This window comes from Rhizobium sp. WYCCWR 11146 (genome assembly GCF_013591995.1).
GTDB classification, from domain to species: domain Bacteria; phylum Pseudomonadota; class Alphaproteobacteria; order Rhizobiales; family Rhizobiaceae; genus Rhizobium; species Rhizobium indicum.
Window position 1 is genome coordinate 252,088 of the sequence record NZ_JACCEY010000011.1, and the last position, 20,857, is coordinate 272,944.

The 20,857-nt window shown below is 60.9% G+C and carries 21 protein-coding genes; 10 read left to right on the forward strand and 11 right to left on the reverse strand.

All coding sequences use genetic code 11. From position 1 onward, the window contains the following. The 5 genes from HX899_RS07710 to HX899_RS07730 form a co-directional block, all read left to right on the forward strand. The coding region (locus tag HX899_RS07710) for a DUF2264 domain-containing protein (RefSeq protein WP_181292075.1) at positions 1-1,820 on the forward strand (1,820 nt) is incomplete at its 5' end. A gap of 126 nt (positions 1,821-1,946) precedes the next feature. Continuing rightward, entirely contained in the window at positions 1,947-2,774 is an 828-nt protein-coding gene (locus HX899_RS07715) for a hypothetical protein (protein WP_181292077.1), read from the forward strand. After that, entirely contained in the window at positions 2,771-3,415 is a 645-nt protein-coding gene (locus HX899_RS07720) for an RES family NAD+ phosphorylase (protein ID WP_181292079.1), read from the forward strand. The genes HX899_RS07715 and HX899_RS07720 overlap by 4 nt, the downstream gene beginning before the upstream one ends. A gap of 231 nt (positions 3,416-3,646) precedes the next feature. Next, a complete protein-coding gene (locus HX899_RS07725) occupies positions 3,647-3,910 on the forward strand; it encodes a hypothetical protein (RefSeq protein WP_181292081.1) in 264 nt (87 codons plus the stop codon). A 44-nt stretch (positions 3,911-3,954) separates the two neighbouring features. After that, the gene (locus HX899_RS07730; protein ID WP_138388721.1) at positions 3,955-4,224 is read left to right on the forward strand and encodes a cyclase; all 270 of its coding nucleotides are present in this window, start codon (positions 3,955-3,957) and stop codon (positions 4,222-4,224) included. 146 nt (positions 4,225-4,370) lie between these two features. Here HX899_RS07730 and HX899_RS07735 read toward each other — a convergent pair whose 3' ends face one another. The 4 genes from HX899_RS07735 to HX899_RS07750 all read right to left on the reverse strand — a co-directional run bounded on the left by HX899_RS07735 (position 4,371) and on the right by HX899_RS07750 (position 5,938). Beyond that, complete coding sequence (locus HX899_RS07735) at positions 4,371-4,790, reverse strand: HD domain-containing protein (protein WP_181292212.1); 420 nt, start codon at positions 4,788-4,790, stop codon at positions 4,371-4,373. 5 nt (positions 4,791-4,795) lie between these two features. After that, entirely contained in the window at positions 4,796-5,122 is a 327-nt protein-coding gene (locus tag HX899_RS07740; RefSeq protein ID WP_181292083.1) for a DUF2934 domain-containing protein, read from the reverse strand. Positions 5,123-5,175: 53 nt separating this feature from the next. Next, entirely contained in the window at positions 5,176-5,538 is a 363-nt protein-coding gene (locus HX899_RS07745; protein ID WP_181292085.1) for a hypothetical protein, read from the reverse strand. Positions 5,539-5,647: 109 nt separating this feature from the next. Beyond that, positions 5,648-5,938 carry a hypothetical protein gene (locus HX899_RS07750; protein WP_181292087.1) on the reverse strand — a complete coding sequence of 97 codons (291 nt, stop codon included), beginning with the start codon at positions 5,936-5,938 and terminating at the stop codon, positions 5,648-5,650. Between the two features lie 349 nt (positions 5,939-6,287). Between HX899_RS07750 and HX899_RS07755 the strand changes: the two genes are divergently transcribed. From HX899_RS07755 to HX899_RS07765, 3 genes are all read left to right on the forward strand, one after another. Next, positions 6,288-6,602, forward strand: a complete 315-nt coding sequence (locus HX899_RS07755; RefSeq protein WP_181292089.1) for a co-chaperone GroES — start codon at positions 6,288-6,290, stop codon at positions 6,600-6,602. Between the two features lie 153 nt (positions 6,603-6,755). Continuing rightward, positions 6,756-8,384, forward strand: a complete 1,629-nt coding sequence (gene groL / locus HX899_RS07760; protein WP_138388715.1) for a chaperonin GroEL — start codon at positions 6,756-6,758, stop codon at positions 8,382-8,384. A gap of 54 nt (positions 8,385-8,438) precedes the next feature. Beyond that, a complete protein-coding gene (locus HX899_RS07765; RefSeq protein ID WP_181292091.1) occupies positions 8,439-8,696 on the forward strand; it encodes a hypothetical protein in 258 nt (85 codons plus the stop codon). Here the strand turns inward: HX899_RS07765 and HX899_RS07770 are convergent. Beyond that, positions 8,677-9,426 (reverse strand): SDR family oxidoreductase, encoded by a 750-nt coding sequence (locus HX899_RS07770; RefSeq protein WP_181292092.1) that lies wholly within the window; start codon positions 9,424-9,426, stop codon positions 8,677-8,679. The genes HX899_RS07765 and HX899_RS07770 overlap by 20 nt on opposite strands. Further along, entirely contained in the window at positions 9,419-10,168 is a 750-nt protein-coding gene (locus tag HX899_RS07775) for an SDR family NAD(P)-dependent oxidoreductase (protein WP_181292094.1), read from the reverse strand. The genes HX899_RS07770 and HX899_RS07775 overlap by 8 nt, the downstream gene beginning before the upstream one ends. Before the next feature lie 98 nt (positions 10,169-10,266). Between HX899_RS07775 and HX899_RS07780 the strand changes: the two genes are divergently transcribed. After that, positions 10,267-13,323, forward strand: a complete 3,057-nt coding sequence (locus HX899_RS07780) for an FAD-binding and (Fe-S)-binding domain-containing protein (RefSeq protein WP_180196655.1) — start codon at positions 10,267-10,269, stop codon at positions 13,321-13,323. A 45-nt stretch (positions 13,324-13,368) separates the two neighbouring features. Then, positions 13,369-14,100, forward strand: a complete 732-nt coding sequence (locus HX899_RS07785; protein WP_138388710.1) for a FadR/GntR family transcriptional regulator — start codon at positions 13,369-13,371, stop codon at positions 14,098-14,100. Between the two features lie 145 nt (positions 14,101-14,245). Here HX899_RS07785 and HX899_RS07790 read toward each other — a convergent pair whose 3' ends face one another. Genes HX899_RS07790 through HX899_RS07810 form a run of 5 tightly spaced genes read right to left on the reverse strand, consistent with a single transcriptional unit; the run spans position 14,246 to position 20,857 of the window. Continuing rightward, entirely contained in the window at positions 14,246-15,931 is a 1,686-nt protein-coding gene (locus HX899_RS07790; RefSeq protein ID WP_181292096.1) for a thiamine pyrophosphate-binding protein, read from the reverse strand. Positions 15,932-15,953: 22 nt separating this feature from the next. Continuing rightward, on the reverse strand, positions 15,954-17,147 hold the full coding sequence (locus HX899_RS07795; protein WP_181292098.1) for an FAD-binding oxidoreductase: 1,194 nt from the start codon (positions 17,145-17,147) through the stop codon (positions 15,954-15,956). Positions 17,148-17,156: 9 nt separating this feature from the next. Further along, on the reverse strand, positions 17,157-17,969 hold the full coding sequence (locus HX899_RS07800; protein WP_181292100.1) for an NAD(P)-dependent oxidoreductase: 813 nt from the start codon (positions 17,967-17,969) through the stop codon (positions 17,157-17,159). A 12-nt stretch (positions 17,970-17,981) separates the two neighbouring features. Next, positions 17,982-19,193, reverse strand: a complete 1,212-nt coding sequence (locus tag HX899_RS07805) for a pyridoxal phosphate-dependent aminotransferase (protein ID WP_171600516.1) — start codon at positions 19,191-19,193, stop codon at positions 17,982-17,984. Continuing rightward, on the reverse strand, positions 19,190-20,857 hold the full coding sequence (locus HX899_RS07810; protein WP_171600517.1) for a hydantoinase B/oxoprolinase family protein: 1,668 nt from the start codon (positions 20,855-20,857) through the stop codon (positions 19,190-19,192). The genes HX899_RS07805 and HX899_RS07810 overlap by 4 nt, the downstream gene beginning before the upstream one ends.

Here is a 20,857-nt window from a genome sequence, read left to right on the forward strand (position 1 = left end):
TTTTCGGCAATCCCTTGAAGACACGCGACGACCTCGCCAAGGCCGTCATCGATCTCTTCGAGCCGCTGCTGCCGTATTTTTCCGAGGGCGGCGCCCGTGTGCGCCTCGGTGCGGCCGGCGCGATCTTCGATCGGGCGGCGGCGGATCTGGAGGGATTTGCGCGGCCGCTCTGGGGGATCGTTCCGCTCGTTGCCGGCGGCGGCGCGTTTCCGCACTGGGATCTCTATCGCCGCGGGCTGGCAAACGGCACCAATCCGGCTCATCCCGAATATTGGGGCGATCTTGCCGACCGCAATCAGCGGCTGGTCGAGCTCGCCGCCGTCGGCTTCGCCTTGGCGCTCGTGCCCGAGCACATCTGGGAACCGCTTGAGGACAGCGAGAAGAAGACGGTCGCTGCCTATCTTCTCAGAGCGCGCGAGCTGGAATTCATCGACAACAACTGGAAATTCTTCCGCGTGCTCATCGATCTCGGGCTGGAACGCGTGAGCGTGGCGTTCGATCACCGGAAAACCCTCGCCTATCTCGACGAAGTGGAGGCTTTCGACCTCGGAGAAGGCTGGTATCGCGACGGGCCGGTCCGGCGGGTCGATCATTACATTCCCTTCGCCATGCATTTCTACGGCCTGATCTATGCGGTGCTCGCCAAAGGCGACGAGGCGCGCAAGGTTCGTTTCCGCGATCGTGCCGAGATCTTCGCCAGGGATATCCGCCACTGGTTCGGCCCCGATGGCGCAGCCCTTGCCTTCGGCCGCAGCCAGACCTACCGCTTTGCAGCGGGCGGCTTTTGGGGCGCGCTTGCCTTTGCCGGCGTCGAAGCGCTGCCCTGGGCGGAGATCAAGGGCTATTACATGCGACATATCCGCTGGTGGTCGGCGATGCCGATTGCCGATCGCGACGGCGTTCTTTCGGTCGGCTACGGCTATCCGAACCTCTTCATGAGCGAGAGCTACAACTCGCCCGGTTCGCCCTATTGGGCGCTGAAATTCTTCCTGCCGCTCGCCCTTGCAGGGGATCATCCGTTCTGGGCTGCCGAGGAGGCGCCGCAGCCGGAATTTCCGGAGCCGGTTGCGCTGAAGCCGGCGGGAATGGTCGCCATGCACACGCCGGGCAACGTGGTCGTGCTCTCCTCAGGGCAGCAGCACGACAAGATGCTCGGCGCAAACGAGAAATATTCGAAATTCGTCTATTCCACCCGCTACGCCTTCAACATCGAAGCCGACGATCGGAATTTCTCCGCCGCAAGCTTCGACGGCATGCTCGGCCTCTCCGATGACGGCGTCCATTTCCGCATGCGGGAAACTCTCGAAGAGGCGTTGATCGCTGGCGACCTGCTCTATTCGCGCTGGCGCCCCTGGAGCGATGTCACGGTCGAAACCTGGCTGCTTCCCGAAAGCCCATGGCACATCCGCATTCACCGCATCGCCACACCACGCGCCCTGATGACCATCGAGGGCGGCTTTGCGATCGAACGCGCGGATTTCAATGCGGATCGCTCCGATGCAGGCGATGGCCGGGCCGTCTGGTACGGACAGACTGACATCAGCGCGATCGTCGATCTGTCGCCCGATCGGAGGGCCGGCCATGCGATGAGCCCGATCCCGAACACCAATCTCATCCACGCCAAGACCCTACTGCCGCAGCTACGCGGCGAAATCGGCCCCGGAACCACCGTGCTCGTAACCGCCGCGATGGCTCTGCCCAGCCGTGAGAACTGGGTAAAAGCGCTCGATAATCCGCCAACCTGTCCTCACCTCGACGAGGTAGAGCGGCTCTTCCGCGAGAAAGGTACCCGGGTGCCGGCATTCGACCTTCAGCTGTAACCTGAGGTTGGAAGAACAGGGGACGACGGAGGTGTACGGGCTTTCGGATTGCAGACGCCCATTGCAATCGACTTTGCATGACTTAAGTGATATTGAGATGTTCATCACCAATCTCACGTGGCCGAAATGACCGAAGCTCTCTTTTCCGAATTTCTCATGATTGACCGGTCGTCCGCCAACGAGGGACGAACCGTGCCATTGGCTGGCCGCCGGCGCAAAGGCGTTGCTCCAGAACGGACCTCGGATGAAAACGCTCTGCGTGACGCCTTCGCGGATGCCTTCCTGCAGACCCTGACGAAGTTCGCCGTCGATCGATCTGCTTTTCCTGAGAACGCGGACCCCGAACTCGCGAAGCTCGCCAGGGCGATGGCAAATGTTGCGGTCGGGGATTCCGTGATCATCCGCTTGAAACCCGATCTCCCGGAAGGACATCGCAGATCCGTCAAGACCTTCTTCCAGACGATGGTCCGCGTCAGCGGTTCGCTGGAGGAAAGCCGGCTGGAAGACGCGATCAACAAGCTCGCGGACGTTATCCTGCCTGATGAGCTTGGCGAGGCGCGCGGCGTGCTCGCAGCGGACAATCTGGAGCTCAGGGATCGCTTCATCGCTGAGGTGCCGCAGCTCACCAGCGCGGAGGTCGGAAACCGCGCCGGCTCAAGCGCGCGAAACCTGTACGCGACCGCAGCGCGCTGGAAGAAAGCCGGCGACATTTTCTCGGTATATCATCGCGGCACCGAATATTTTCCGGCGTTTCAGCTCCGGGACGGACGGCCGCATCCTGCAATCAAGAAGGCGCTTGCGGCTCTTCCGGAGAACCTGTCTCCATGGCAGCGCGCATTCTGGTTCGTTTCAACGAACGGCTGGCTGGACGACAAGGCGCCCATGGATGTGCTTGACGATATGGACGCGGTGACGGCTGCCGCAACCCACGAGCGGCAAGAGGTCGCTGGGTGAGCCACCCTCCTCTGCCAAGTCCGCCGTCGCCTTTTCCAACGATCAACATCCGGACGATCAAGGCAGGTACGGCGCTTCATCGAAGCCATCTGTCATCGTTCCGGGCAGGACAATTCAATCCCTGCCAGGGACAGCCGACCCGCTTTGCTCCGTTCAACGACGCGCAGGGCAATTGTGTCGCCACGCTCTATGCCGCAACGAGCAGAGAGGCGGCCGCCTTCGAGTCGATCTTTCACGACATCGAACCCACCGCCGCTTTCAAGACCGTCCGGCTTGCCGTCGTCGAAGCGCGGACGGTGAGCGTCATCGCGCCAAAGCGTGATCTGCGGCTGGCAAGCCTTTTCGCACCCGATTTGAAGGCCTGGAAACTCAGTCGAACGGATCTCATCGAAACGCCGAAGTCGACCTATGGAGAGACCGTCCTATGGGCCGAAGCCATTCATTGGGCGCGCGCCGACGTCGACGGGTTGATCTGGACGTCCCGCCAGTGCGACCCCGAGCAATGTATCATCCTGTTCGAGGATCGCTTGGCAGAGGACCGGCTCGACGTCGTTCAATCCATTGACGCCGGTGCGGACGCCGATCTCCTTCTCGAACTGCGGGACTACGGGCGCCGTGCGGGCATCACGATCATATCTTAGCGCCAATGACGCTCGCTGACTCCGGAACCGTCACCAAAGCTATTCTAAAAAAACCAATGCGCGCTCAACGCCGCCGCCGCATAATATTTTCGAATTACTCAATAATTATATTTACATCTTCAACTAATGAATAAGAAAAACCCACTCTTCGTAACATTGCTGTAATGAAATCCGGCAAAGCGCAGCAGCATACTCAGCTTTCAGTTTCCGAAATCTTGAGAGGAGGACGCAATGCCCACCATAATGATCTGCCACGACGTCAAAGACACGAAGCACTGGCTCGCCTCACCCATCCGCAAACAGGTATTGGAACCCGTTGGCGTCACGAACATTCGCACGTTTACAGACCCTCAGACGTCTAACCGCGTCGGCTTGGTCATGGACGTTGCAGACATAGATAAGTTGATGGCCTTCATGCAGACCAAAGCTGCGGCCGATGCGATGGCGAGTGACGGCGTCTTGCCCGAGACCATGGTGTTCCTCGTTCAATCATAACGTGTGTCTCGACCAAACCCGGAAATGCAACGCGGGAGGATGATATGACGACATTATTCGTGAGGCACGAGGTCTCCGACTACGCCGCCTGGCGCAAAATATATGATGCCTTTTCGCCAGTGCAGAAGGCCAATGGGGTGACGGCGCAAGCCGTTTATCGAGCCGTCGACAATCCGAATGATATTACCGTGACCCACGAATTTGCCACGCTGGAAGCGGCTCAGTCGTTCAGCAAGCTGGACGAGCTGAAGACGGCGATGCGCACGGGAGGCGTGCTCGGCGCGCCGACGGTGTGGTTTACCAACAAAACATGAAATAGGGGCCAGAAGCCTCCGCCGCAGCGGAGAGCAGGTTACGGTCGCTCCCGGGACATGACATGGAAGCGTGGTTGTGCACGGGCTCGCGCCGACCGCCGACGGAGCAGGCAGTTGTAACCTAATTGGCAAATCCACCCGAGGCTCTATTGTCCGTTCCTGATGTCATGCAGGAGATCCAGGCCGCGCTGGTATTTTTCCGTTTTTTTGCCCGTCTGTTCGGCCTGCCGGAGATTGTCTTCGAGATCGGCCCGTTTGACGGGCAAGGCCAGCGGGTTTGATGCCGCACGTCTGACGAAGTCGTCATCCGGCTCGTCCGGCCGCCGTGTCAGAGCATTCACCGCCGAGATGATCGCCGGCGGAAAGCCTTCTTCCTTCAGCCTGTCGAGCGTCCAGCCGCTGCCCTTCTCGACGACGTCATGAAGGTAGGCGACCGTTCGCGTTTCGTCACCGGAAACCAGGAGTGCTACCCGCTGGCAGTGCTCGAAGAACGGCCGGCCGGTTTTGTCCGCCTTACCTTCATGGGCCGTAAGAGCGATCTGGATGGCATGGTCGAGATGCTGCATGGCGATCACGGCCCTTCGGTCTTCTTGACTTTCCGTCGGAAAGGCTTTTCGCCCGTCGTCATCTCGATGTCAGGCACCGGCGCCCTGGCGACCTGAACGGGCCTCGTTCCTGGCCGATCGAAATCGCCGCTTTCACCGGCGCCTTGAAGCAGTGCCGCATCATCCCTGTCGTCTTCATCGAGCAGGTCCTGCAGCGTCTCATGCTCATCCTCGCCGGCCAGTTCGTCGCAGGCTTGCAGCCAATGGCGCTGGTCGGCGCCATCAGGACGCCCCTCGGCCTCCCAGATTTCGTAGGCGCGCTGGCGTATCTGCTCGTGCTTGTCTATAGCCATGATCTCCTCCAAGCGCAATTGAATGGGCCGTCCGAAGAGCGGCCAGCCGCCTATCAGGGCGTGTTGATGGTTGGAAGGAAATCCTCCACCTGTTTGCGTCGATCCTTTGGAAGCGTCTCCACCCGCTCCTTCCAGAACCGTTCGGCTTCCGGCGGATCCTCGTCCCATTGGCGAACATCGGTGATATTGTCGTCGATCATGGATCGGCGGTGGCCGCCGAGGCTGAGATATTCCTTTGCAACCTTCAGGCTTGGGGTTTCGGTATCGGTGCCGCTATCGCGATCTGATGCCGAGCTCGCGTTGCGTTGGGCTGTTTCCAATGCCCTTTTGCGATCGGTCTCGGCCCGTTCGGTATCGGCGGACCGCGCGTCGTCGGTGCCACTCTCGGGCGGCACGCTGGATTTGAAAGTCGTCATGGATCACCTTTCGATGTTGTGATCCAATAACCTTCGCAAGCAGTGAGAGTTCCGCATGGGTGGCGATTGATTTGAGCGGGCGGTCGAGGCGGAGCCACACAGCCTGCGCTCAATGGACGGCCATACTCACCATCCGATAGGGGTGCACGGCTTCGAATTGCGAGATCATCGCCGTTGCCTGCTGCAATACGAGCTCGGCATTTTCCGGATCGTCACGGGCGAGCTCATCGGCGTTGCCGCGGATCGCTTCGGCCATGTTGTTGGAGAGTGCGGCAAAGTGCGTGTTGCCTTCGACAAAAGCCTCACGCGCCGTGTCCTCCAGTGTACGAGCGATATCGACGAGGATTTCCTCGCGTTCCTCGATACTGAGGTCTTTGATGATATTGGTCTTCTCTTCCATGTCACTCACTCCAAAAAGACGTGGGACGATGACCGAGCTCAAGCAAGCCTCGATCATCAAAGAGTTGGGAATGCCGAAATCCGGATTCAAGCCTCAATCCTGCTCGAACTCGCCTCCGGCACCACGCCGTCGCCTTCGTTATTCGAACGCGGGAGGCGATTTTCTGTTCCCTGCCGGGCGTTAGCACTCACGAGCAGGTAGTGCCAATTTCTCTTCCATCACCTCTTGAATTGCAAAACCATCGAACCAAATCATTGTCGCAAGGCTCGCGCGCGAGCACCCGCCCGGATTGGTCATCCGGTCCGGCCAGGGAAACAAACGTCATCACTGTTTGTCGATGGAGGAAGACATGTCGTTCCGACCGCTTCATGACCGCATTCTCGTCCGCCGGGTCGATTCAGAGGAAAAGACCAAGGGCGGCATCATCATTCCCGACACCGCTAAGGAAAAACCGCAGGAAGGCGAAGTGATCGCCGTCGGCCCCGGCGCGCGCAACGAAGCCGGCCAGATCCAGGCGCTCGACCTCAAGCCCGGCGATCGCATCCTGTTCGGCAAATGGTCCGGCACCGAGATCAAGATCAATGGCGAAGACCTGCTGATCATGAAGGAAAGCGACGTGATGGGCATCATCGAGCCGCAGGGCGAAAAGAAGCAGGCCGCCTGAGATCCCTGCGGACATCAGTCGACGCTGGAGCGCTTCAGCTTTTCATGGAAACGCAAAACCGCTCCAACCTCTTATTTCTGACGCAGTTCCGAACGGAAAACCGCGTTGCACTTTTCCTGGAACTGCTCTGGCTGCCTATGAAGGAGTGAGGACATGGCTGCTAAAGAAATCAAATTCAGCACCGAAGCCCGCGAGAAGATGCTGCGTGGCGTCGACATTTTGGCCAACGCGGTGAAGGCGACCCTCGGCCCGAAAGGCCGCAACGTCGTTATCGAAAGATCTTTCGGCGCGCCGCGCATCACCAAGGACGGCGTTTCGGTCGCCAAGGAAATCGAACTCGAAGACAAGTTCGAAAACATGGGCGCCCAGATGGTCCGCGAAGTTGCTTCGAAGACCAGCGACGTCGCCGGCGACGGCACCACGACGGCAACGGTGCTGGCCCAGGCGATCGTCAAGGAGGGCGCCAAGGCGGTTACTTCGGGCATGAACCCGATGGACCTGAAACGCGGCATCGATCTTGCGGTCGCCGCCATCGTCGCGGAACTGAAGGCCAACGCCCGCAAGATCTCCAACAATTCCGAAATCGCCCAGGTCGGCACGATCTCCGCCAATGGCGATGCCGAAATCGGTCGTTTTTTGGCGGAAGCGATGGAAAAGGTCGGCAATGATGGCGTCATCACTGTCGAAGAAGCCAAGACCGCAGAAACCGAACTCGAAGTCGTCGAAGGCATGCAGTTCGATCGCGGCTATCTCAGCCCCTACTTCGTCACCAATGCCGACAAGATGCGGGTCGAGTTCGAAGAACCTTATATCCTCATCCACGAGAAGAAGCTCTCGAACCTGCAGTCGATGCTGCCGGTTCTCGAAGCCGTCGTCCAATCCAGCAAGCCACTGCTTATCATCGCTGAAGACGTCGAAGGCGAAGCCCTCGCAACGCTCGTCGTCAACAAGCTGCGTGGCGGCCTCAAGATCGCCGCCGTCAAGGCGCCCGGCTTCGGCGACCGCCGCAAGGCCATGCTCGAAGACATCGCCATCCTGACCGCCGGCACCGTCATCTCTGAAGATCTCGGCATCAAGCTCGAATCCGTCACGCTCGACATGCTCGGCCGTGCCAAGAAAGTCTCGATCGAGAAGGAAAACACCACAATCGTCGATGGGTCAGGCGCCAAGTCCGACATCGAAGGCCGTGTGGCCCAGATCAAGGCCCAGATCGAAGAAACCACTTCGGACTACGACCGCGAGAAGCTGCAGGAACGTCTTGCCAAGCTCGCCGGCGGCGTTGCCGTCATCCGCGTCGGCGGCTCGACGGAAGTCGAAGTGAAGGAAAAGAAGGACCGCGTCGACGACGCGCTTCATGCAACCCGCGCGGCGGTCGAGGAAGGCATTCTGCCGGGCGGCGGCGTGGCGCTGCTGCGCGCCGTCAAGGCGCTCGACAACCTCAAGACAGCCAATGGCGACCAGCGCGTCGGTGTCGACATCGTTCGCCGCGCGGTCGAGGCTCCGGCTCGCCAGATCGCCGAAAACGCTGGCGCGGAAGGCTCGGTCATCGTCGGCAAGCTGCGCGAGAAAAGCGAGTTCTCCTACGGCTGGAACGCGCAGACGGGCGAATATGGCGACCTCTATGCACAGGGAGTCATCGATCCGGCCAAGGTGGTTCGCACCGCGCTGCAGGATGCGGCCTCCATCGCCGGTCTTCTCGTCACGACGGAAGCCATGATCGCCGACAAGCCCAAGAAGGACGCGCCGCCGCCAATGCCCGCCGGCCCCGGCATGGACTTCTAAGGCGTTTGCCGGCCCGCCGGCCTCGCTGGGCGGGCCTTATCTGAGGGAATAGAGATGGTTCAAACGATCAGAAACCGATCGCAGGTGCCGCTGGACTCCCGCGATCTTGAAACCTGCCAGCGCGTCTTCGACAGGCTGAGCACCGATTACGGGGTGGTAAGGAACAGCGACGAAGCCGAACGAATGGCGAGCATCATCATCGAGCTTTACCGGCAGGGCGTGCGCGACCCCGATCACCTGCAGTCAATGGTCGAGGCGACCCGCGGCCTCTTCGAAACGAGCGAGCGCCCGCCTACTGCTCCGGGAATTTGACCATGGTGCCGCCACCGGTCGCCTGGTCCGTCGGGAAGACCTCTATCCTGGCGACGTCGACGAAGACGGGAAGCTCGATGGCATTCGAGATGATCGAGGCGATGTGAGAGGGCTGTATCGGACGGTAGCCGTCATAGAGCAGGGTCCGCGCCTGGTTGCCCGCCATTGCGGTTCGATAAAGCTCCGTCTGGACGCGGCCCGGCACCACCTCCGTCACACGAACCGAGGTCCCGAGCAGGTCGCAGCGCAAATTGTCGCAAAACAGGCTGAGCCCGGCCTTCGACGGGCCGTAGGCGGCCATGTTCGGATAGGGCGCCTGACCGCCGCTCGAACCGATATAGATCAGGTGGCCGCGCTTTCGCTCGACCATAGCAGGCAGGAATGCGCGGGTCAGATGCATCGGCGCCTTGAGATTGATGTCGATCATGGCATCGATCTCGGACGGTTCGATCTCGTTGAATGTCGCCCGTGTCGAGAGAATGCCGGCATTGTTGATCAGGATATCGACGTCTGTTCCGTGAAGCTGCCTGACGATTTCCGCGGTATCGCGTACATCGGCACGGACCGGCTTCGCCCCGCTTTCCCGCGCGAGTTCCTCAAGAGCCTCGGCGTTTCGGCCAACGGCATAAACCGTCAGCCCCATCTCGCGTAGTTTGCCGACGGTGGCGCGGCCGATGCCGCTCGTCGCACCGGTGACCACGGCGACCCGATAGGGCAGCGGCTCAGACATAGATATAGCCTCCGCTGACGACGACGTTTTCGCCGGTGGCATAGGTGTTGCGGCTCGATGCCATCATGACGATCCACTCCGCCATTTCGACCGGCTCGGCCGCGCGGCCAAGCGCGCTGGCCTTGGCCAGTTCCGGAAGGAATCCCAGCTCCTTGGCGCGATCCGTGGCGAAGCCGGCAGGAGCGACGGAATTGACAAGGATCTGGTCCTTGGCGCATTCCTGGGCAAAGGATTTCGTCAGGCTGACGACAGCCGCCTTGGTTGCGGCATAATGCGCATTCTGGGGATGGGCCTTGAAAGCATCGACCGAGGTCACGTTGACGATCCGCCCGGTAACCGCAGGCGCGTTCACGTGCTGGCGCATATGAAGAACGGCGGCCACCATCATATGATAGGTACCCTTCACGTTGATCGCATTTTCGAGGTCCCATTCCTCGTCGGTGATCTCGAGGATAGGGCGTCTCGGATAGATGGCAGCGCTGTTGACGAGCACGTGGACCCGACCGAGCTTGCCGGCGATCTCGTTGAACCCGCGATGAGCCGTTTCCGCCCGGGAAATGTCAGCAACCGCGGTTGCGACCTCGGCGCCGAGCGCGGCAAGCGCCTCGGCCGAAGAGGCAAGCAACTGCTCATCACGATCGATGAGCCCGATCCTGGTCGCCCCATGCGAGATCATCAGTTTGGCCGTCGTCAATCCGAGCCCGGAAGCGCCGCCGACGATGATTGCGGTCTGGTTCTTCAAAGTTCCACCTCAGTGTTTTGCGTTGCACCGCTGGCATTGTATGTTATCACTTATATGCCAACTTCGATAAAGCTCAAGTGCATTCTGAAGGTCTCGACATGATTCCACGCCTCCGGCCGAACGGTTCAATCCCCCTTCCCGCTGCGGGATTCTTCCAGCGGCTCATCGAGGCGGGGTTCGGTGGCGACATCGAAAGCGGCGCGGCGAGCCGGACCGTTTTTTCGACCGACAATTCCATTTATCAGGTCGAGCCGGCCGGTATCCTTTTCCCCAGAGGCGTCGAAGACCTGCAGATTACGGCGGCCGTGCTGTCGGAGCCGGCTTTTCTGGGGATCACCGTCGCGCCGCGCGGCGGCGGAACCGGCACGAACGGTCAATCCCTCACCTCAGGCATCGTCGTCGACTGTTCGCGACATATGAATTCCATTCTCGAAATCGACCCGATCAGGAGAATTGCTCGGGTCCAGGCGGGCGTGGTCAAGGATCAGCTGAACCAAGCGTTGAAGCCCTACGGCCTGTTTTTTGCGCCTGAACTCTCCACCTCCAATCGCGCTACCATCGGCGGCATGGTCTCCACCGATGCCTGCGGCCAGGGTTCATGCCTCTACGGCAAGACCAGCAACCATGTGCTGGGATTGCGCATCGTGCTCGCGGATGGAACCGACTGGTGGTCGCGCCCGCTCGATGAAGCGGCGCTCGAAGAGATCGTCGCGCGTGAGGACAGCGTCGGTGAGATCCACAGGACGGTCGACCGAATCGCGCGTGAAAAACGCGACCGGATCGCCGAGATTTTTCCGAAACTCAATCGCTATATGACCGGTTACGATCTCGCTCACATCCGGCGCAGCGACGGACGCTTTGACCTCAATGCCATTCTCTGCGGCTCGGAGGGAACGCTGGCGATGATCGCCGAAGCGGAACTTAACCTTCTACCGATTCCAGCCCATGCGGCGCTGATCAACATTCGTTACGGGGACTTCAACACGGCATTGGAGGATGCCCGCACGCTTGTCGCGCTGAATGTCGCCTCGGTGGAAACGGTCGATGAAAAAGTTCTAGGCCTCGCCAGGGGCGACATCGTCTGGACGGGCATTGCCCGCTTTTTCCCTGACGATGCAGGCGGAACCACAAACGGCATCAATATCGCTGAAGTGCTCGCCGACGATGAAGCCGAACTCGACCGCAAACTGGCCGAAGTGATCGCCGCTCTCGACACGGGCGCAGATGCCCGTCACCTGGGTTATACGATCGCGCGGAGCCATACCGACGTCGAGGCGATCTGGTCGATGCGCAAACGGGCGGTCGGCCTGCTCGGCAATGTGGACGGGCCGGTCAGGCCCGTCGCCTTCGTCGAGGATACCGCCGTGCCGCCGGAAAACCTCGCGGCCTATATCCGCGAGTTCCGCGCATTGCTTGATGGCGCGGGCCTTTCCTACGGCATGTTCGGCCATGTCGATGCCGGCGTCCTGCACGTGCGGCCTGCCCTCGACCTCACCCGCAATGACCATGTCCGGCTGGTCCGGGAGGTCAGCGATGGCGTGGTGGCGCTGACGCGCAGATATGGCGGCGTGCTCTGGGGGGAGCACGGCAAGGGGGTACGTTCCGAATATGTGCCGGAATTCTTCGGCGATCTCTATCCCAGCCTGCAGGAGATCAAACGGGCTTTCGATCCGGAAAACCGCCTCAATCCGGGCAAGATCGCAACTCCTTCCGGCCAAGCGCTGCTGAAGATCGACGAGGTTCCGCTGCGGGGAGATACCGACCGTATCATCGGCAACGAGATCCGCGCAGCCTTCGACAACGCCGCCTATTGCAACGGCAACGGCGCCTGTTTCGATTTCGACGAAACGAGCCCGATGTGCCCCTCCTACAAGGCGACACGCGACCGGCGTTTTTCGCCCAAAGGCCGCGCCGCTCTGATGCGGGAATGGCTGAGGCTGCTTGCCGAGAAAGGCATCGATCCTCGCCAGGAGGCAAAACGCCTGCGGCAGAGCGTTCCGCTCGCGCGCTTCGCTCGGCGCGTTTTCAACTCGCTGAATCCTCAAAATCGCGACGACTTTTCCCACGAGGTCCGCGCTTCAATGGACACCTGCCTGGCGTGCAAGGCCTGCTCGGGACAATGTCCGGTGAAAGTCAGCGTCCCGGCTTTCCGCTCCAAATTCCTGGAGCTTTACTACGGACGCTACCTGCGTCCGCTGAAGGATCCGCTGGTCGCAGCCATCGAGACCACCCTGCCGCTGGTCCACCGGATACGACCTGCCTACAACCTGGTCGTCGGCACGCGAGCCGGCAGGATGATGATGCGCGTTGCCGGCCTGACGTCCCTGCCTCGCCTGCCGCGGATCTCTCTGGCGAAGGAAGCCGCCGGCCTTGGCGTGCCGCTTGCGACCCTTCCGCAAATCGAGGCCTTGTCGCCACGTGAGAGGGAGCAGAGCGTCATCTTTGTCGCCGATGCGTTTACCGCCTATTTCGATCCTGAGGTCGCCCTCGCCGCAATTGGACTCGCGCGGAAAATGGGGCTATCGCCCTTCCTCGCGGCGTCGCATGTCAATGGCAAAGCCCTGCACGTGCATGGCTATCTCGGACGCTTTGAGGCTGCGGCCGAGCGGACCGCGCGCTATCTGCAACGGCTGGATGATACAGGCGTGGCGCTGGTCGGGCTCGATCCGTCGATGACGCTCGCCTTTCGCAGCGAATACAAAGGGAGGCTGCAGGCAACCATTCTCCTTCCGCAGGAATGGCTGATCGCCAAGCTCGACAGGCTCGCCGCTTCCCCCTCCGCCAGCAAAGGCAGGAGCTTCCGGTTGATGGCCCATTGCACCGAACGCACCAATGCGCCCGCCTCCATCGCACAATGGAAAAGCGTATTCGGAAGCCTCGGCATCGACCTTCAGGCAGCAGAAACGGGGTGCTGCGGAATGGCCGGCACCTTTGGCCACGAGGCCCGCAATCGGCCGATCTCCGAGCGCCTCTATGCGATGAGTTGGAAGCGGGAGATCGATGCCGCCGGCGACACCGACAGTCTCATGGCCACCGGATATTCATGCCGCTCGCAGGTGAAGGAAATCGACAACAAGCGCATCCCGCATCCCTTTCAGGTGATCGATAAGATAATGTCTGAAAAAGCCGACGTTCCGCAATCAGACGTGGCATGATATGTGATATGTGCTAAATTTTATCGTGAAAATCGGAGCAAACCAGTGTCAATCATCACGCAACGAGGCAATCTTGCGGAAATCGTCGTTGCGAAGCTGATGGAACGGATCGACTCCGGCCTTTATGCTCCCGGCGAGAAAATTCCGTCAAGCGCCCAGCTGTGCGAAGAGTTCGGCGTGTCCCGAACCGTCATTCGCGAGGCGCTCACCTCTCTTAAGGTGGGCGGAAGGGTCACGACGCGACAGGGTGCCGGCGTCTATGTGAGCGACAAGGACGCAAAGACCCTCAATTTCGAAATCAGCCGCATCGAGGATATTCGTTCCGCGATGCAGATCCTGGAATTGCGGCTCGGCGTTGAGATCCAATCCGTCGCCCTTGCCGCGTCGAGGCGCACGCCGGAGGCGCTGGCTGAAATTGCCCGCGCCTACGACAACCTCGAAAACCTGGTGACTGAGGATGCCGAGGTCGAGGCACGCGCCGATTTCGAATTCCATCTCGCGATCGCCCGCGCCACCCGCAATCCCCACTTCCCGAGTTTTCTGGAAGCGGTGATAGAGAGCATCAATTTCGACCTCGTGCTCAAGCATCGCCAATCGGCGCGCGGCTACAGCACCTACCTGAAGAAAATCAACAAGGAACATGCCGCTATCCTGGCCGCCATCACCCAGGGTGATGCCAAGGCTGCGAAGGCCGCGCTGATCGTCCATCTGGAGGAAAGCCTCCATCGTTACCGCACGATGCTCAATGAGCCGACGAGCAGCGAAACCGAGGATTGAGTCAGGGGGAGGGAAAGGATGGTCCGCCTGCTGCGACACATCCTGCGCTCCTATCTCGCCCTTTTTCACGCCCCTCAAGCGACTTCAATTAAAGCTGGTCTGCTGAGGCGCCGCCGGCTTTTTGAGGCGGCGCCTTTGCCTGCGATCACTTTCCCTGGGCGATTGCCTGGTCGCGAATTTGCGTCAGGCTCATTTTCGGCGTCAGCGCCTCCGGGTCGATTCGGATTTCGATGAGACCCGGCTTGCCGGATAACTCGCAGCGTTCGAAGGCGCCGGCGAAATCCTCGGTCTTTTCCACCGTCTCACCGTGGAGGCCATAAGATCGCGCCAGCGAGGCAAAATCCGGATTCGTCAGGCGGGTGCCGGAGACGCGGCCGGGATACTCACGCTCCTGATGCATGCGGATCGTGCCATACATGCCGTTGTTGATGACGAGAAAGATGACGCGAGCGTCATACTGCATGGCGGTTGCGAGTTCCTGACCGTTCATCAGGAAACATCCGTCGCCGGCGAAGGCAACGACCGTGCGCGCGGGATCGGTGATCTTGGCAGCGATCGCCGCCGGCACGCCGTAGCCCATGGAACCGTTCGTCGGTCCGAGCTGGGTGCGAAAGGTGCGATACTGATAGAAGCGATGCGCCCAGGCGGAATAATTGCCGGCGCCGGTGGTCAGGATGGCATCCGGTTTGAGATGGCCGCGCAGCCATTCCATGATATCGCCCATCTGCACCGGACCCGGCACCATGGGATGATCGAGGTTTTCGAGGTAGTCGGCATGGGCCGTCCTGGTCCAATCCTTCCATACCGGGGCAGCTAATGGCTTCAGCTTTGCCGCCTGCGACAGGAAACCAGCGACGCTGGCATTGATCGGCAATCGCGCGTGATAAACGCGCCCCAGTTCCTCCGCGCCCGGATGGATGTGAACGAGCAACTGCTTCGGAACCGGAATGTCGATCAGCGTATAGGCGCCTGTCGTCATCTCGCCGAGACGGGCGCCGATGGAGATCAGCAGATCGCAATCCTTCATATGGCGGATCAGCTTCGACCCTGCCGCAAGGCCGAGATCGCCGGCATAGTTTTCGTGCGTATTGTCGAACAGATCCTGGCAGCGGAAGGAGGCAGCGATCGGCAGGCCGAAGGCTTCCGAAAACGCCTTCAGGTCGGCAACGGCCTGCTGGGTCCAGCCGCCGCCGCCGACGACGACCATCGGGCGCTTCGCCTCGGCGAGAAGGCCGAGCAATTCCTCGAATTGCTGCGGACCGGCAAAGCCCTCAACCCTCTTGTAAGGCGGGGTGTCGGCAACATCGACCATATCGGTCAGCATGTCTTCCGGAAGAGCGACGACCACCGGTCCCGGCCGGCCGTTGACGGCTCGGTGGAATGCCTGGCTGATGAGCTCAGGGATGCGGGCAGCATCCTCGATCTCGACGACCCACTTTGCCATCTGGCCGAACATGCGGCGATAATCGATCTCCTGGAACGCCTCGCGCTCCATCTGATCACGCGCCACCTGCCCGATGAACAGGATCATCGGCGTCGAATCCTGGAAGGCCGTATGCACGCCCACGGACGCGTTCGTCGCGCCCGGCCCGCGGGTCACGAAGCAGATGCCGGGTTTGCCGGTCATCTTGCCGTAGGCTTCCGCCATGTAGGCGGCGCCGCCTTCCTGCCGACAGACGATGAATTCGATGGCGTCTTCCACGTCGTGAAGGGCGTCGAGGGCAGCGAGATAGCTTTCGCCCGGCACGCCGAACACGCGCTCGACACCATGGATGCGCAAGGCATCGACGAGCACCTGGCCGCCGCTGCGCTTGGATGTTTCGTTTTTCATCGGGGAGCCCCTCTGCTATTCGTTAAATGACGGCGTCTTCGAGGAAGGGGCGCTGTGCTACTACCCGCTCGTAGCTGAATGGCGAAAGATCAAGGGTCTTGAAGCCGCCATAGGTAATCAGTTCCGAGAGACCCCGTCCCATCGCCGGCGACTGCTGGAGACCGTGCCCCGAGAAGCCGTTTGCGAATAGGAAATTGCCGACCTCGGTATGCGGTCCGAGGACGACATTGTGATCGAGGGTGCAATAGTCATAGTGGCCGGCCCAGGAGTTGACGACCTTGATTGCCTCGAAGGCCGGAACCCGGTTCGCCATGATCGGCCAGATTTCCTCATCGAATTCGTCGTGCATGACATCGAAATCGTTGGGGTCTACCTCAGGGTCATGTTTGGGATAGGTGCCCATCAGGTAGAACTTGCCCTCGGGCCGGAAGAAGACGCCGGTAGGATCGATCGTCAGGCCCACTTTTCCTTCCAGAGGCGTGCGGCAATCGACGACGAACAGCGAGCGTCGGCGCGGCTCCACGGGAACGTCGAGCCCGGCCATCCCAGCGATTTTCTTGCCGTTGGTGCCTGATGTATTGACCATCGTGCCGCAGGCGATCGTCTGGCCGCTCTTCGTCGACACGGAAACGATGCGGTCTCCCTCTCTATTGACGGCAACAACTTCGTCTTCGATGTATTCGACGCCGAGCGCGCGCGCTTTCTTGCGAAAGCCCTGCAGCAGACCGACACTGTCGAACCAGCCCTCGCCCCGCTCGCCGGTGCTGCCGAGTGTCAGTCCTTCGAGGTTCAGCCAGGGAAACCGCCGGCCGAGACCATCAGGATCGAGCAGCGTGACTTCCGCGCCGCACGAGATCTGGGTTTCGTGATTGCGCCGGAGAACCTGATCGCCGCGATCGTCCTCGGCGAGGAACAGATAACCGGCCTCATGAAAGCCGATCTCCGCCGTGTCGTCATCGACGGCGACATTTTCCTTGAAGTTGCGGATGAACTCCGTCCCAAACTGCGAGACTTTGACATTGATCGCATTCGAGAACTGATGACGGATAGAGCTGGAAGACAGCGCCGTCGCCGAACGCTGATAGGTCCAGTCCTTCTCGATCACCAGGACCGATCCGTTGAAGTCGGGATTGGTCGCCAGAAAATATGCCGTCGAACTGCCGACCACTGCTCCACCGACGATCACCACGTCATAGGATGACTTGGAAGCTTGCATCAGGGCGTCTCACTTTTTCTCGTCTTCATAGTGGCCGGCGGCGGCAAAGCTGCCGCCCTGGAAGCGCACCGCCGGATCGTTGGGATCGCCCTGTTTCGTCTTGCCGAAGACCTTGTCCGCGTAGTCGTCGGCGCTGTCTTCCGGCTTGTATCCAAGCGATGCCGCCGTGCGGTTGTCCCAGAACGCCCGGCTGTTGTTGGACATGCCATAGGCGACCATGAAGCCGACGCGTTCGGCCGACAGGCTCTTTTCAACGAGCTGGCGGCAATCGCGATAGGAAAGCCAGGTGATGAGGTGGCGCCGGTCCGTCGGCTCCGGGAAGGACGAGCCGATGCGCAGGCTCACGGTCTCGATCCCGAACTTGTCGAAATAGTAACTGCCGAGGTTTTCGACGAAGGTCTTCGACACGCCGTAGAGACTGTCGGGGCGGGTCGGAACGTCGCCGTCGATCGTCTCGGTGCGCTCGTAAAAACCGATGGCGTGAACGGAGCTGGCATAGACGATGCGCTTGACGCCATGCTGCCTGGCCGCCTCATAGATGTTGTAGCTGCCGACGATGTTGGCGTTGAGGATGGTGTTCCAGGGGGCTTCCAGCCCCTGACCGCCCATATGAATGATGGCGTCGCAACCCTCCACGGCTTTCGAAACGGCGTCGAAGTCGGAAAGGTCCGCCGGAACATCTTCCTCGTGTGGCTTGACGTTCTCGCAGGGCCTGCGTGCAGACAGCCTGACGATCTTGCCAAGCCTTGTTCCTGACTTGCGCAGCTGGGTTCCCAGAGCGCCGGCCGCGCCAGTCAGAAGCGTACGCTGATAATCAGTCATCGAATTTTCCCTTTAGCGAAGTTTGGCCAGTGCATCGGCGGTGCGCTCGATGGCAATGGCAAGATTGTCACGCGATGTCGCGAAGGAAAGGCGAATATAGGGTTCGACACCGAAAGCGGCGCCGGGAACGGTTGCGACCTTGCCTTCCCTGAGGAGATAGGAGGCCAGTTCCGTATCGTTGGAAATCCTGGCGCCGTCGGGCGCCGTCTTGCCGATATAGTGGGCGCATTTCGGAAAGAGGTAGAAGGCCCCTTCCGGAGCTCGCACATCGAGATCGGGTATCGCGCTGAAGCCCCTTGCGACCAGTTCGCCGCGCGCCTTGTATTCGGCAACCGCCGTCCTGACGAAGTCCTGGGGACCGTTGAGCGCTGCGGCGGCCGCAAACTGGGTGATGGAGGACGGGCAGGTCGTGCTCTGGGACTGAAGCTTGTTCAAGGCCCGGGTCAGTTCCCGCGGACCGGCCGCATAGCCGAGGCGCCATCCTGTCATGGCATAGGCCTTGGATACGCCGTTGATGATGAGCGTGCGGTCCTTCAGCTCCGGGCACGCGACGACGAACGACGTGAAGGGCACGTCGCCGCAGACGATATGTTCGTAGATCTCATCCGACATGATCGCCACGTGGGGGTGGCGAGCCAGCACCGCGCCAAGCGCTTTCAGTTCGTCCGCCGTATAGATCGCCCCCGTCGGGTTCGAGGGAGAATTGAACAGGAACCAACGCGTCTTCGGCGTGATGGCTGCTTCCAGCCGCTCGGCTGTGATCTTGAAGGCGTCCTCGACACCGCAAGACACGGTTTTGGGAATGCCGCCATGCAGGATGACGATGTCGGTATAGGAGACCCAGTAAGGCGCCGGCACGACCACTTCGTCGCCGGGCTCCAGCGTGGCCAGAAATGCATTGAAGAGTATCTGCTTGGCGCCGTTGCCGATGGAGATCTCATCCATGGCGTAGTCGAGGCCGTTCTCACGTTTGAACTTGGCGACGATCGCTTCGCGCAGCTCCACCAGGCCGTCCGGCGCAGTATAGCGGGTAAGCCCCTTGCGCATGGCCTCGATCGCCGCCTGAACGATATGATCCGGCGTCTCGAAATCAGGCTCGCCGAGCGAAAGGTCGACGACATGCTCTCCTTTGGCCCGCATCGCCTTGGCGGCGACCGATACCGCCATGGACGGTGAGGACTTGATCGTCGCAACGCGTGTACTTTCGAATGCAATCATATTCATGCCTCGCCTCCCTTGGTCCGGCTCCTGCCGTAGGCTTCAGCCTGTTCTTCTGTGATGTATCCATGTTTCAGATCGTGCTCGATCGCGTCAGCCGGGCGGTGTGCCGGATCGCCGTAACCGCCGCCGCCCGGAAGCGACAGAACCAGGCGCCGGCCTTCCGGCACGAATTGCAGCCCCTTGCCCTTGAGAACCGTACCGTCGTCGAGCGCAACTGCGCCGGCCGTGCCGCTCAGTCCGCCTTCGCGGCCACGCGCGGGGTGGCCAAGCCTGTCGAACATGGCGGAGAAGCGGAAGCTGAAGCCCTCGGCCGCTTCGATCTCGATCATCTGGCCGAGACCGCCGCGCTGCGCGCCGGCCCCTCCGGACCCCTCGCGCAATTCCTTGCGCCAGATGATGACGGGACCGACATTCTCCGTCGCCTCGATCGGCATCGTGTGCACGCCGCTCGGAAAGGCAGTGGCGTTCAAGCCGTCGAGAGTGGCGCGGGCGCCGGTGCCGCCGGAATTGAACATCAGGATTTCCGCGCCCTTGCCGCCGATCTGATCGGAGACGGGGCGCACGCTCATATGCAGGTTCCAGAGCGCGCTCGCACCCTCAGCCGGGACCTGGCCTGGAAGCGCCTGATGCAGCGCGCCCAGCACGAGATCCGGGACGAAATGGCCGAGAACGTGGCGGACGGCGACCGGCGCCGGCCGTTTGGCATTGAGGATGCAGCCTTCCGGCGCCACCACCTCGAAGGGCTCAAGCGAGGCCGCATTGTTTGGAATTTCCGGCGCCACGACGCATTTGATGCCGTAGCAGGCATAGGCCTTGGCATAGACGAGCGGCACATTGATGCCGAACTTGCTCATGCCTGAGGTGCCGTCGAAATCGACCACGACGCCATCGGGGCCGATGCTCAGCTTGGCGGCGAGATGCACCGGCTCGTCATAGCCGTCGAGGTCGAGGCTATAGTTCCAGGAGCCATGCGGAAGGTTTTTCAGCCGCTCCAGCGTTGCCTCGCGGCTATGCTTGAGGATGAAGCCGCCGATCGTTGAAAGATCAGGGAGATTGAATTCCGTCAGCATGTCGACCAGCCGGCGCTGGCCCGTTTCGTTGCAGGCGGCAAGCGCATAGAAGTCACCGACAACCTTGTCGTTTTCGCGAACATTGTTTCGGACGATATGGATCAGCGTGCGGTTCAGCTCGCCGCGCTCGAAGAACTTCATGATCGGAATGAAGATGCCCTCTTCATAGACTTCGCGGGCATCCGGGCCGAAACCGCGACCGCCGACATCGACGACATGCGCGGTCGAGGCGAAATAACCGACCAGCTTGCCGTGATGGAAGGAGGGCGTGACGACGGTGATGTCGTGCAGGTGGCCCGTCCCCTTCCACGGGTCATTGGTGATGTAGACGTCGCCTTCGAAGATATTGTCCGGCCCAATGTCGCGAATGAAATGCGCGACGGATTCCGCCATGGCGTTGACGTGGCCGGGCGTGCCGGTGACCGCCTGCGCCAGCATGCGGCCTTCCAGGTCGAAGACGCCGGCCGACAGATCGCCCGCCTCGCGCACCGAGGTGGAGAAGGCCGTGCGGATCAGGGTCTGCGCCTGCTCCTCGACGACGGAGATCAGCCGGTTCCACATGACCTGCATATGGATATCGATCATGGATTGGTTCAT